Annotated in this window: 12 protein-coding genes; 4 read left to right on the forward strand and 8 right to left on the reverse strand. The window is 42.8% G+C overall.

Annotation, left to right across the window (positions count from 1 at the left end; all coding sequences use genetic code 11):
- Positions 1–231: 231 nt before the first annotated feature.
- The 5 genes from HAT2_RS02065 to HAT2_RS02085 form a co-directional block, all read right to left on the reverse strand.
- Positions 232–567, reverse strand: a complete 336-nt coding sequence (locus HAT2_RS02065) for a hypothetical protein (RefSeq protein ID WP_114544367.1) — start codon at positions 565–567, stop codon at positions 232–234.
- Between the two features lie 54 nt (positions 568–621).
- Positions 622–1,326 carry a hypothetical protein gene (locus HAT2_RS02070; protein ID WP_220253873.1) on the reverse strand — a complete coding sequence of 235 codons (705 nt, stop codon included), beginning with the start codon at positions 1,324–1,326 and terminating at the stop codon, positions 622–624.
- A gap of 176 nt (positions 1,327–1,502) precedes the next feature.
- Positions 1,503–1,904 (reverse strand): hypothetical protein, encoded by a 402-nt coding sequence (locus HAT2_RS02075; RefSeq protein ID WP_114544369.1) that lies wholly within the window; start codon positions 1,902–1,904, stop codon positions 1,503–1,505.
- 60 nt (positions 1,905–1,964) lie between these two features.
- A complete protein-coding gene (locus HAT2_RS02080; protein ID WP_147267489.1) occupies positions 1,965–2,696 on the reverse strand; it encodes a hypothetical protein in 732 nt (243 codons plus the stop codon).
- A gap of 173 nt (positions 2,697–2,869) precedes the next feature.
- Positions 2,870–4,024, reverse strand: a complete 1,155-nt coding sequence (locus tag HAT2_RS02085; RefSeq protein ID WP_181860313.1) for a ComEC/Rec2 family competence protein — start codon at positions 4,022–4,024, stop codon at positions 2,870–2,872.
- A gap of 671 nt (positions 4,025–4,695) precedes the next feature.
- Between HAT2_RS02085 and HAT2_RS02090 the strand changes: the two genes are divergently transcribed.
- Together HAT2_RS02090 and HAT2_RS02095 are read left to right on the forward strand one after the other, a co-directional pair.
- On the forward strand, positions 4,696–5,958 hold the full coding sequence (locus tag HAT2_RS02090; protein WP_114544372.1) for a CNNM domain-containing protein: 1,263 nt from the start codon (positions 4,696–4,698) through the stop codon (positions 5,956–5,958).
- Positions 5,952–7,220, forward strand: coding sequence for a CNNM domain-containing protein (locus HAT2_RS02095; RefSeq protein ID WP_114544373.1), 1,269 nt, complete (start codon positions 5,952–5,954; stop codon positions 7,218–7,220). The genes HAT2_RS02090 and HAT2_RS02095 overlap by 7 nt, the downstream gene beginning before the upstream one ends.
- On the opposite strand, the gene HAT2_RS02100 is transcribed toward HAT2_RS02095, so the two are convergent.
- Positions 7,217–8,332, reverse strand: a complete 1,116-nt coding sequence (locus HAT2_RS02100) for a cysteine desulfurase family protein (protein WP_114544374.1) — start codon at positions 8,330–8,332, stop codon at positions 7,217–7,219. The two genes, HAT2_RS02095 and HAT2_RS02100, sit on opposite strands and share 4 nt — an antisense overlap.
- 76 nt (positions 8,333–8,408) lie before the next feature.
- Between HAT2_RS02100 and dnaG the strand changes: the two genes are divergently transcribed.
- Entirely contained in the window at positions 8,409–10,142 is a 1,734-nt protein-coding gene (dnaG, locus tag HAT2_RS02105; RefSeq protein ID WP_114544375.1) for a DNA primase, read from the forward strand.
- A gap of 3 nt (positions 10,143–10,145) precedes the next feature.
- Here dnaG and rpmB read toward each other — a convergent pair whose 3' ends face one another.
- Positions 10,146–10,490 (reverse strand): 50S ribosomal protein L28, encoded by a 345-nt coding sequence (rpmB, locus tag HAT2_RS02110; RefSeq protein WP_181860315.1) that lies wholly within the window; start codon positions 10,488–10,490, stop codon positions 10,146–10,148.
- A 79-nt stretch (positions 10,491–10,569) separates the two neighbouring features.
- Entirely contained in the window at positions 10,570–10,983 is a 414-nt protein-coding gene (locus HAT2_RS02115; RefSeq protein ID WP_114544377.1) for a hypothetical protein, read from the reverse strand.
- A 129-nt stretch (positions 10,984–11,112) separates the two neighbouring features.
- Between HAT2_RS02115 and sthA the strand changes: the two genes are divergently transcribed.
- Positions 11,113–12,510, forward strand: a complete 1,398-nt coding sequence (gene sthA, locus HAT2_RS02120; RefSeq protein ID WP_114544378.1) for a Si-specific NAD(P)(+) transhydrogenase — start codon at positions 11,113–11,115, stop codon at positions 12,508–12,510.
- Positions 12,511–12,712 lie beyond the last annotated feature (202 nt).

Raw genomic sequence — 12,712 nt, forward strand, 5'->3', positions numbered from 1 at the left:
CAACTGTCGAAAGGATTTTGCAGAGCCTTCCGTCCGGAAGATCGTTTATCCCTTGATCAAGTTCGTATGGTTGGGGTGAACCAGCAAGTAGAACAGAAGGACACATAAGTGTGAGACAAGTTCTAAACATTGCTGTTTTTAGGTTTGATAAGTGCATAAGGAGTCCCTTACTCTTTGTAGGTTCAATGAGGAGATTTCGTTCGAAATGTCACGTTAGTTTCCAAAATCCTATTAAGACTTGGAGTCAAATTTTCTTTGTTGTTTAAGTTTTGATTTTTCCTTGTTCAAAAGTTGAATTTCTGCACAAAGATCATCAAGTCTTTGCTGATCTGATGTGATGACCAGATCATCAGAATGAAAATGATCTTCAACCCTTTTATCCCATTTTTGAACTTGATTTCTTAGGAAAGAAAAGATCCCGTCCGAAAAGAAGGTCGAAAAGAAAGAACCTTGAACTTGTTGTGCTTCCTTGTAGGGTGATTGTTGGACAGGCTCAGACCTTAAGGCCAGAAGGGCACTTAAACTGAAGAAAGCTAAAGCCCATCTTCTGAGCAAGGATCGATGCATTGTATCGAGAGTCTCCCCCTTATACTTGCTGTTATTTCAAAGCCATTATCTAATTTAAAAATTTGTCTTCCAAGCCACCTGAAGGGTCATAAAAGCTTGCTTGGGATCCAATGTTGTAAATCCTGTCTCGAAGCCGAAAACCTGGTCTTCTAGACCGGTATATCTTACTCCAACGGCCAACTCAGTTTGAAGTCTAGAGGGGGCAACTCTTTTGTTTCCGAGCGAGTCGGAGCACTTAATCTTCCACTTTGTGCTTACAAAAGAAGCAAGGTCAGGTGTTGCCCAGAAAAAACAGGTCGGTTCGAAGAAAAGTAGGATTCCTCTTTGGAGGGTACGATCTTGCACGTTTTGTGGTAAGAAAAACTGCCCCCCTAAAGAGCATTCAATAGCTATAGGATCCATTGTTTTTCTGCCCGTAGCTCCAACAGAAAAAGAGGGAAGAAAAGAAAGGAGGCCACCTCCTGAGTCGATCTCCACAAAGGAGGAGTAACAGGAAATAGACAAAGAAGGAGTCATGCCTTCTGGAACAACTTGCCGATTTATACCTCCTCCTATTCCCAAAATGGGAGCAGTTACGGTCTTTCCGGTTAAGAACGAAAAGTCGCAGCTTGTTGTCCAGTGATCACTCAGATAAGCAGAAGCACTGTAGGAGCAAGAGAGCAAGCAATCCGAACCCTCTTCTGGAAGATCCTCGCTCCTTGCCAAGAGGGTAAGCGAAGTTGACTGCTTAAAAAAATGCAAGCTCACAGGCAACGCCATCGCCTGAACAGCGAAAAAGGAGAGACAAAAAGAGAAACAACGTAACGCACTGCCAAACATAGAAGATGAAATCGCCCAACTAGAGATAATTTAGATCGAATTCGAGTTTCAAAACGAAAAGGAGTGGCCAATTTTAACTAAAAGCCTTGAACAAAGACAAGCTAATTTACGAAAAATTAGAGATTTCGAAGAAAGTAAACATCCTTTTCGAGTTTTTTCTTCTCTTTCATCATTTTGCGCATTTCTTCCAACTCTATTTCCAGGGCCTTCTTCTCCTGTTGGACTATCTCTCTTTCTTGTCTGACTTTTTCTCTCTTCATGTAGATTTTAGCTTGTTGTCCAAGTGCGTCGATCAAAGAACCAATAAGATGGATCATGACACCACTCATAACATTCTTGACCCAACACCTCTTTTCATAAGAAAAGTCAAGGAAGGTACCATGTACCCTTTCCATTTCTTGTCGAGTCAAAGGCTGCAAACTCGAGCCAGTTAATAAATAACCCTTGTAGGTTTTGCGCAGAACCATTGGGGAAAAGAGAGAAATCAAAAGCAGGGGCAGAAGGAATCGATATTTCATAACGTCTTCTTTTAGTGGGGGGTGTATCCAAATCAGTAGAGAAAAAGCAATTGGAGGCAGTTACACTTTTAGATTGATACCTAGTGCAGCATTACCAAATTTGGTTGAGTGACTTGATCGGACATAGGATAGTCTAACAGTCAGATCATCTCCTAAGTCAATTTGGTAAAAGAATTCCCATCTCATGGTTAGTGCCTTCGGGATAATGAAACATGTTTCTTCCTTCCAAAGGGCATCTTGTTGTTTGAAATAAAGACCACAACGAGAACCCAATGTTGCATATCGGTCGAGATGACAAGAGATTTCTGGCGAACAGTAGAAGACAGGTCCAGGTGAAAAAGAGGGGCGCAAGGCTAAATCTCTTGGTGTCCTTCGATAGAATCCGCAAGCCAAGCCTACATCCAAGCCCTTACAACATTCCTTCACGCCCAGTAACCCGATATTAAATCCCAGGGGTTGAAGATAGCCGTCCCGATGGTCTTCGGAATAGTAGCCCCAGACACCTTCACAGAAGCAAAGAAAATATTGCTGGGGACTACCGAAAGGGAGAGAATAAGATCCTCCGGCAATAAAACTGGGGGCTCCTAGGCAAACGTGACACCGATAGGGTTCAAATAAAATGTGGCATGAGCCAAAGAGGGACACGTTTAGATTGACATGGCCACTGAGGCCCACAGAGACCACGCCAAATTGGCCAGATTGTCCCGAAGGCCCTCTTGGAGTCGTGCTCACCTCAATAAACTGGGTCCCCATGATGGGGACGACGTCTGAGGATGTATTCGACCTATTCAAGTCAACGTCCGTTGAAAAAAATAAGAAGTCTTTTTGGACACATCTCCCGAGAGGGGCCTCTCCGTAACATTCCTCACAAGTTGAGTAGCAGAATAAGGGACAAACAGCAAAAAGCAAATAGGTCCCAAAACACTTCAAGAAAGATGAATTTCTCACATTGACTCTGTATAATTTTACTTTCCAAAACGGGCAGGCATTCTAGGTTGTGTATTTCTTTGTGTCAAATGTTTGCACAGAAAGAGAAGGTGATGTCTTTTGGACTCTCGGTCTCCTATAAGCAATAAAGCAGCGAAACAACACTTGGAAAATATGAGAAGATTGTTTTTAAAAAGAACAGGTAGTTCTATTTGGTATAAGTTGAGCTCTGCCCACCATAGAAGCTCAATGGCTGCATCAAGAACCACACCAAGGAAAGAGAAGAAGAGTTTTGAAGCCCAAAGAGGGGAAATAGTGCTCAGTAATACACCAATTCCGGCTAGTTGAATGATCCAAGTCATAAGGTCATTGAAAAGGATTCCTATGATCGGAGCTAAGGAGGGAAAAGTCCCCCAAAAGGTGGTCTGTAGTGGAAGAAGAACTAAAGTGATCCAGAGGTTCTGGGCACCCTTTTCTTCTAGCCGATGCATGACTCTTTTGAACTTAGATGAACCAGAGGGGGGTGATCGATAAAGCGTGCGAAAAAGAAGCAAACTTCCCACTGCTAAGTAGCTAAATTGGTAAGAAAGGGAAAGAACAGAGCAAGGATCTAAACAGGCAGAGCAGGTCAGAGTAAATCCATAGACTTGAAACTCGTTGGGTGGGTGCTCAATTATTTTTGCATAGGAGGAGAGTAGGGCTGATAGAAAGGCTCTTAAGGCTGGGGCTCTTGGTCCGATGAGAAAAAAGTAAAGAGTATAAAAAAGAAACTGAAGAAGAAAACGAAGCGGACAATAAGGGATGATGCGAAAAAAGAAATGGAAAGATTGTACAACACAAGAGAAGTGCAACCCGGAGACAACAAGGATATGGCTCAGTCCGGCAAAAGCGAAAAGGCGCTTCATGTTTTGTTGTGGAGTTTTTCCAAATAAAAAAGTTTCAATAAGGCAAGAAATTTTTAAGGATGGACACGCTTTTTGCAGATGTTGTTCTACTCTCTCCATCCATAGACATCTTGCTATGGCCCATCGGGTGAAGAAGATCGTTATCAAAGAGGAGACTTCTGTAGGTTGCAGGGAGAGTGTTTTAGGATCGACACGAATTTGATCGAGGAAAGACCTATAAAATTTTCCGCTTAGTCTCCAAGGTCCTGCTTGATTTGGGAGATTTAAAATCTTTTCATTAGGCAGCACACATCTTGTCCAAAATCTGTGGCCTTTTGAATCAGGCAGGTAAATCCACCCTTCTACCCTCCAAAGTCCCTTTTTGTGGGTTAGATGTGCTTCTTTTGGAAAAAAAAGGCAGGATAGTTCGCTTCCTTCCCCCAAGGGCAGCTCTTTAGGAGCGTTCTTGTGGGAAGACAGAGTTGTGGACGTGTGGTGTAGAAATAAGAGGAAAAGTAGAAAGTAGAACAGATATTTTATCTTTTTTGGAAAGAATAAATTTAGGGATTTGTTTAATAAATGGAATGTTATGAGAGAGAGGCCAATGTTCGTACACAAGTCGAAACAAGACGAGGATGCTAGTCCAAGAAGGAAAAAGACAATGGTCAAACCTGTCCAAAGCAAGTAAGCATCCCTAAGTTGGGTAAGAGTTGGCATATTGTTCTGATAGAAGCGAATCAGGTTCCGATGTTCTTCGTTAATTTTTTGTTTGCTAGATCAGTTGTGTATTCCATACAATGCCGGGGTGCCGGAAGGTTCTCCGGGCTTCTAATCGGATCGGGGTCAGGGTCGAAAGATAGCAGCCGAGGTTCGTTTCAAGAGGGGTCGGGGTATTCTTTCCGGTTTTTTTTCTTCTTTGTCCACTGTCTGGTCTCTATAAGACTGCGATTTGGCTGGATGAGCAGTAGGTTCTCTCTGTTATGATTGGCTTTTTTGCTGTCATCTTCCTGCTCGTTTTCTGTCTTGGAGTTCATGCTCTTTCTTCCTTATGCCTTGCTTCCTTCTTTTCTTTCTCTCGTGCCCAGTTAAAGCTGTTTCATTTGGGGAAAGACACGCGCCTAGCTGCTGTTTCCAATCTCATGCGTGATCCTGAAAGTGTGCTTGTGACGGTTCTGCTTTTAGGGAGTATGGGGGGCATATTATGTCAAAATTTAGTTTCTTATTTACTAAGAGACTCTTCATATCCTTGGCTCAGGGTTGCAATTCCGATGTTTTTGAGTGCTGTTTTTACAGAAATTGTTCCAAAGGTTTTTGCGCTTGAACGTAGTATATCCGTTGCACGTTCCACTGTGTTGCTGTTTTTACGGATCCATCAGGGACTGTCCTATCCAAGAAAAATTGCTGTCTCAATTGCTAATCTTCTGACAGCATATTTCTCCTTCTTTATAAGAGACTTCAGTATGCCTTCTTTGGAAGAGCAAATTGATGCTGTTGACCCATCTCAAGATGTGAACCTCATTTCACAAGAAGAGAAAAATCTGCTTCAGGGTTATTTACGTCTAGCAAGGTTGCAAGTACGTGAGGTCGCTCGACCGACACACGAGCTGACTTATTTTGATTTGGAGACGTCCTTAGAGAATTTACGCAGAGTGTTGGCTTCTTTTTCTGGGAATGAACTCCCTGTTATTTCGGGGCATCCTGCTAATGTTGTGGGAATTTTAAATGTGCAACAAGCTCTTTCTGAAAATGAGCTTACACTAAGCCAAGTACGTCGTTTTCTTGAGAGACCTTGTTTCATTCCAGAAACAAGCTCACTCATTTCTATACTAAATTCTCTGGGGAAGAACTACAGCAAACAAATCTTTTTGGTCAATGAATTCGGTGGTGTTAATGGCGTTGTTTCTTTACCAATTATTATGCGGGCTATTTGGGGGAAGGCAGATCCTGTTCCAGATCATATTCCGAGCTTTTTTAAGCAAATTGGTGACGCAGGAGTGATTGCAAGTGGCCGAATGGACTTGGAGAACTTTCAACGGCTTAGTCGTATAACAATATCCGCTCGGTGCGGACAAGCTACCTTAGGTGGGTGGATTGTTGCCCAGTGTCGTGAATTGCTATTACCTGGTTCTGTCATTGAATTAGACGGTTTGCGTATCCATATACTCTCTGTGGAGAATTGCCTCCTCAAACATCTTTATATCCAATTCTTGGAAAGAAATAGTAAAGGGGAACGACAGTGTTAACTGTTAACTGGATCATTCTAACAATTTCAATGCTTGCTTTAGAAGGATTCTTCTCTATGCAAGAAGTAGCGATCGTCTCTTATGACCCTTTGCTGTTAAACTATCAAATTTATAAAAAAGACGTTCGTGCTCAAGCTGTTTATCGTTTTATTCGTTCTCCTCAGGCCTTGTTCACTACGACTCTTGTCGTTATTGAGTTCGCTCTTCATTTTGGGTCAGAATGTTTTAGGAATGCCTTTGAAGGATTAGGTGTTCCTGTTCATCTTGTTCCTTTTTTATATATTCCAATTGTCGTTGTTTTTGCTGAATTGGTTCCTCTCTTTTTAGGCAGAAGGTTTCCGCATCATATCGCTAGATTTGGTGTTGTTTTTCTTGTCCCTCTTCAGTATTTAATCCTACCTTTTTCTTATTTGATGGAAAAAGTGATTAAATGCATCTTTCACGTTCTTCGCGTAAAGGGTCGAGAAGATGAACGTGTTTTGTTGCAGCGTGAGGATATTCTTTTGGCCCTTCGAGAAAACTCCCAGCTTATCCAAGTTATGTCTTCTCAGGGCATTTTGCGTTTTGAGACTAAGACTTTTGCTCAGCTTAGAAAAATGGAAATGAAAGCTTTAGCAAAGTCATTACATAATATTCCCTTCCTATTTGGGAAAATGTACTCTGCAGAAATAGCTAAAAAGCTCTTTAAGGTGACTTCGGCTCCGTTTCTTCTCTGTTTTTCTCCAAGTGAACGGGCGCCTCGTTTTCTTTTTCCTGCACAAGCCCTCCTCGGTCTACCTTCAGAAGGCGTTGCCTTTGACGATTTAGAAAAAAGTAGGATCATTTTAGGGTCATATAATCCCTTTTCTACTTCCTTTGAACTTAGCCATTTTTTGAAACAAAAGACACCTTTTTTTCTTATTTCTGACAGGCAGGACAAAATAGTAGGTTGGTCGTCTCTGAAAAATTTTTTTGAAGAATTTTTTGGAGATGTCTCCACTAGATATAGGGAAAGTGGGGCCTACTCAGTTGAGAAGACAATTTCAGGTTCTATGCAGGTGAATCAATTGCAGCGTGAGTTTTCTATTTCTATCCTTGAGGCGAAGCAGGAGTCTACGCTTAATGAGCTTTTGCAGGAAAGATTGGGGAGAGCACCCAAGATGGGAGACTCTTATTACTTTGAGCACAGTCGAATCGAATTAACTGTGATTGAAATGAGTAAGTCTCTGGGCGCAAAAACAATTTTTCTTCGTTGTATAGAGGTAGATCGGAAGCATAGCTAATGCGCTATTGTGTTGAATTGAATCTTCCTTAATGTTTTGCAAAGTTGTCGAACTTCTTCGAGTGTATTCATTCGACTGAATGACACCCGGATGGAACGGTTGACTCGATTTAAATCGTATCCCATTCCAAGAAGAACTTGGGAGGGTGTCCTTACGTTGAAATTACAAGCGGATCCGAATCCAACGGCAATACCTTCCATATCTAATTGAAAAACTGTTACATCTGCATCCAAGTTCGGGAGGGAGAAATTGAGAGTATGAGGCAGTTTTGGACCAGTTCCGTTCCACAGGAGATTTGGAATAAATTCCTCTAATAAATTTCGTGTTTCGAGAGAAAGGTTATTTAGGTTTGTGACGATATCTTTCATATTTAAGGAGCAAATATCCATGGCTTTTGCCATAGCCGCAATAGCTACAATATTCTCTGTTCCAGAGCGCAGTCCCATCTCTTGCCCGCCTCCGGTCAAAATAGCTTTCGGAGAAACTCCATGAAAGTGACAAAGAGCAGCTCCCTTAATGGAATGCAGTTTATGCCCGCTTAAGCAGAGGGCGTTGATTCCGGGATGAAAAGTAAAAGGGAACCTTCCCCAGTGAGCTGTGGCATCAACCACTAAGAGGTAGCCTTTTTTTTGTGTTAGATCTGCGAGAGATTTCAGATCGGTTAATAAGCCTGTTTCGTGGTTTGCAGACGAGGAAACAATTAATCGTGTGTCTTCTCTGGCATGTTCCAAGATGTGCTCGACAGTAAGTATACCGAGAGCCCCTGGTTGTACAACAGTCAAGCGATTTTGATTCGATTGGAGGCTTTCTAATGTTTTAAGAACGGATGGGTGTTCGCATGCAGATGTGATAACATGTCCGGGGTGTTCTTGTAATAGCCCCCGAATGGCAAGGTTGATTGCTTCCGTCCCACTTGAACAAAATACAGTTAAACCCTCTTGTACTCCTAGACAGGATTGTACTTTTTTTCTGGAGAGCAGCAAGAGCTCTTTTGCTTTTCTTCCCCAAGTATGCGGAGAAGAAGGGTTAAGCGGTTGATGTTCAATTTCTCTTACTAACTGTAAGACCTCTGGGTCGGGAGGTGTAGTGGCATTGTTATCTAAGTAGATCATTAGGTTAGTTCAATGTCCTAATCGAAGGAACGGGACATTATACTTAATTTGAGTTTAACTCTTTAGAGATTGGAGCATGATGTACAGCAAAGAATGCTTGAGTCGTATTAAGGAAACAGCAAATCTCATTGAAGTTGTTCGAGAACATCTTGCTTGTAGGCGAGTAGGAAAGCTGTTTAAAGCCCTTTGCCCATTTCATCAGGAAACAAGTCCTTCCTTTGTCGTCCATGAAGCAGGTACCCACTACCATTGTTTTGGATGCGGCGCCCATGGTGATGTAATTTCTTTTTTGATGGGGGTGCAGCGTTACTCTTTTCGGGAGGCGGTAGAGTGGCTATCGGACAAGTATGGTATTCCTTTGTCTCAGTCTGTTTCTACAGAACTGGACCAGAAGGGAAATGATCATAGAAGGATTCTTGACTGTCTTCAGGAGGCTGTGCAGCTTTTTCAAGCTGTCCTTTTTTATACAGACCAAGGCCACCAAGCTCTAGAATATCTAAGAAAGGAGCGTGGTTTTGACCTCTCCGATTGTATACGATTTAAAATTGGATTTGCTCCAGCTCGAAATGCTCAAGATTTTTTTCCCGGTATTTCTCTTTCTCTCTTAAAAGAAGCAGGATTATGTCGAGGATCTGGATCGTTTTTTTTTGCTAATCGTATCGTATTTCCTATTTCGACTTGGAAAGACCATGTTGTTGGTTTTACTTCCAGACTCCTCAAGGAGGGTAAGTCGTCTCCCAAGTATGTTAATACGCCCGATTCCCCCTTATTTAAAAAAGGTGAGCATTTTTTTGGTTTAGCTCATGCACGATCCGCGATTACACGTGTGCATTCTGTTCATCTTGTTGAAGGGCCCTTTGATGCTATGCGTCTCTTTCAAAACGGCATAGAAAATACTTTGGCTGTGCTCGGATCTTCTCTGACTGAGATGCACGTGAAACGCCTTCTCGACTTGGGTGTTCAAAGAGTTTACTTGATTCCGGATGGAGATCAAGCTGGACTATTAGCTTTAAAGAAATGGGGACATCTTTTAATCCAAAACTTGATAGATGTACGAGTTTTACAGCTACCACAAGGTTTTGATCCAGACACATTTTTGTTACGAAATGGACTTGCTGCGTGGAAAAGTCATTTTGATGACCCTCTGGATTACATCTCCTATCTTTTCCATCAAGATTTCCCAAAGCCTCCCACTTTTGCGGAAAAAACGAAATGGGTTAAAAGCATGTTAAAATTAATGGACTCCTGGAAAGATCCCATTTTACTTCATGCTGCTCTGCAACAACTTTCCGATTTAACTCAGATAGAAAAATCTGAACTCGTTCTTTATGGAAAAACACAGGGCCCGTTGCCCCATGTATCAAATAGAGAAGAACATTCAGGGGTGCTCTTAGAAAGGGAATTTATTAAGTTGGCCGTTTTTTTACTTTCGATGGACCCCAATCTTGTCAAAGAGGGACTGGAGGTTGTCAAGGAGAGCATGCTTTTCATAGAAGTCTGGAGACGGGTTCGAGCAGCTATAGATAAGGTTCGAGGATCGAAGGAGGCGGGGCTTGTTATGTTAATTCTTGAGCTTGGAGAGGGAGAGGCAGAGCAGGTTGAAGCACTCGGGAATCCAGCTTATTCTCTAGAAAAGGCCAAGGAATGCTTCAAACATCTATGTAAAGAGCTCATCAAGAGAGATTGGCTTTTGCAAAGAGAGAAGATGAGGATGGAAATCCAAAGTGGCAGACTGAAAGATGAGGAGGCTATCCGCATGACAGAGGATCTAGTCCGGATGGGAAAGAGCCCCCCAGATCAACCTTGGTGATAACTACCTCCTGCGTCTCTTCCTATTCGGATTCCTGCGTAGACGAGAGAGCAACTTCCTAGACCCGGCTTTCTCGAGAGTGCGCAGACCGGCTGCAGAAACACAAAGGAGGACAGGACGCCCAAGTTCAGGAATCCAAACGCGCTGCCTATGAACATTGGCTTTGAAAACTCTTCGGCTTTTACCTGCAACCTTAAGCCCAATCCCTTTTTTCTTTTTAGGGATACCTCGCATGCTGTATGACATGCCCGAGCAGGTAGCACGGCCTGTAATTTGGCAAACTCTTCTAGACATAAGGCTAAGTACAACTCCAGAAAACAAAAAATCGAAGTCCCGTAGTCGAGACACGGACAAAACACGCCGACTCTAGCAGGGAAAGAACATTTTTCTCAAGGTAGGTGAGTTTGTGTGCCTAGCTTTGGAGGATCTAGACGGGTGCCCAGTTTTTTCTTTGATGGATCTCTTTAGTCTTTTCCGCAAACCTTCGCTGTTTTTTGATGATGTGTAGTGTGGTGACATCTTCTTTTGCCCATTCTTCGTTTTCGCGCGCCTCTTGTAGCCCGAAGGTGATACGATAGAGTTCTAGGAAATCTTCTTGTGGTAAAAGGTCCTCTTGGGTTGCCAGTCTTATCATCGTGTCTTGAGGCATGTTGAAGGGAGATTTGTCAGGACCTTCTAGGTGTTGTCGGAGTCTTTTTTGAAGGAATTTTTGTAAATCAAGGGCGAGGCCTTTCTCTTTGCTCCCTTTAGGGGAGGAAATGACCAGTAAATTTCTCTTTTTCCAAAGATAAAGGGATTCAATCCAGGCTTTTTCTGTTTCTTTATGCCCTCTTTGCTTCATGGGGACGTCCTTGGTTCATTGAAGGGTCAGTACTAACTTTTTATTTTAATCTAACTTTACAGGATGAGTGGTGGCATGGCAAAGAAGATCGAGGCATTTTGGTCATGTAAGAATGGGCTAGATTAAGAGATGGTAGAGACAACAGAGGTAGACCTGCTCGTTATTGGATCGGGTCCAGCTGGACAAAGGGCAGCTTTTCAAGGTGCCAAGCTGGGGAAGAAAGTTCTTGTTGTAGAAGCCGGCGAATACATTGGCGGGGGGTGTTTAAATTCAGGCACCATTCCATCTAAGGCAATGAGGCAAGCCATCGTCACTTTGACACGATGTAACGAAAGAAAATTTGCGGATTCTTGGATCAACCCTGAACTTAGCCTTTTCGCTGTCAAAAGTAGAATGGAGCATATTCAAAAAGAGCAAAGAGAGACCCTTCGAGATCAGTTTCATCGGAATCAAATCTTTTTTGTACATGGTTTTGCTCGTTTTAAAGATCCCTATACCATGGAAATTCTCAATAAGGGTCGTGTCACCATACAGGTCAAAGCTAGCTATATTGTGCTCGCGACAGGTTCTGTTCCTCGCAATCCAATGGAGGTGCCATTTGATGGAGAGCGTTTGCTTGACTCCACAGCTTTTCTTGATTTGAAGAGTCTACCTAAACGCTTAGTCGTTTTGGGAGCGGGTATTGTTGGGACGGAGTATGCCAGTTTTTTTACCGTGTTGGGCGTCTCAGTTCTTCTTCTAGATAAGAAAGATGTTTTACTTGGCTTTCTTGATCGTGAGATTCGAGAGGTCTTCAGTCTGGAGTTGCAAAGGCTTGGCCTGGAGTTTATTGGAGAAAAATGCCCTGAGAAAATCGAGCGTTTCGAAAACGAGGTGCAGGTCAAGTGCACAGATGGGAGTGTTTATTCGGGAGATGTTCTTCTATACGCTCTTGGTCGCGTTGCAAATACTAAAGGGCTTTGTTTGGAGAAAGTTGGTGTGGAGGTATGTGAAGAAGGTTTTGTAAAGGTGGATAAGTACTTTCGCACGTCACTTAGTCATGTCTATGCTGTTGGGGATGTCGTAGGATCTCCAGCCCTGGCAGCCGCAAGTTTCGAGCAAGGGAGACTGGCTGCTCAGCACATGTTCGGAACAGAATCCTGTGCCTTTCCAGAAGTTTTTCCAGTCGGAATCTATACCATTCCGGAGATTTCCTTTGTTGGGGAGTCAGAAGTCTCTCTTAGAGAAAAAGACATTGATTTTGTCTCGGGGCATGCGCGCTTTTGTGAGTTGGCGAGAGGAGAGATTGAAACCAATGAAATGGGGCTTTTAAAGATGCTTATTTGCAAAAAAACTCGTAAAATTATGGGAGTCCATATTGTTGGGCGTCGCGCTACAGAACTAGTCCACTTAGGACAAATAGCCATTCACTTTAATGCCACTGTAGACTTCTTTGCGGATCGAATTTTCAATTATCCAACCTATTCTGAGGCTTACATCGTCGCTGCTCTAGACGCAGTTAATAAGCTGGCACCGCTCGCGTTGTAAATTAGCCTTGCTTAGACAGGAGTTCAGGCAGAAAAGTGGATCGATTTCTATCTTGCCTTCAGTCTAATCGTGTTCATAAAGCCTTCTCAGCGACTTCCTTCTTAATTGGGCGATAAAACGATTCGAGGGAAGGATTCTTATTCTTTCCGTCTCTTTCTTCCCTCAGATTGATCTTTACTTGGTTCACTGGTACAATGCCGCT

Origin of the sequence: Candidatus Similichlamydia laticola (assembly GCF_003339615.1) — a bacterium.
In the GTDB taxonomy this organism is placed as follows: domain Bacteria; phylum Chlamydiota; class Chlamydiia; order Chlamydiales; family Parilichlamydiaceae; genus Similichlamydia; species Similichlamydia laticola.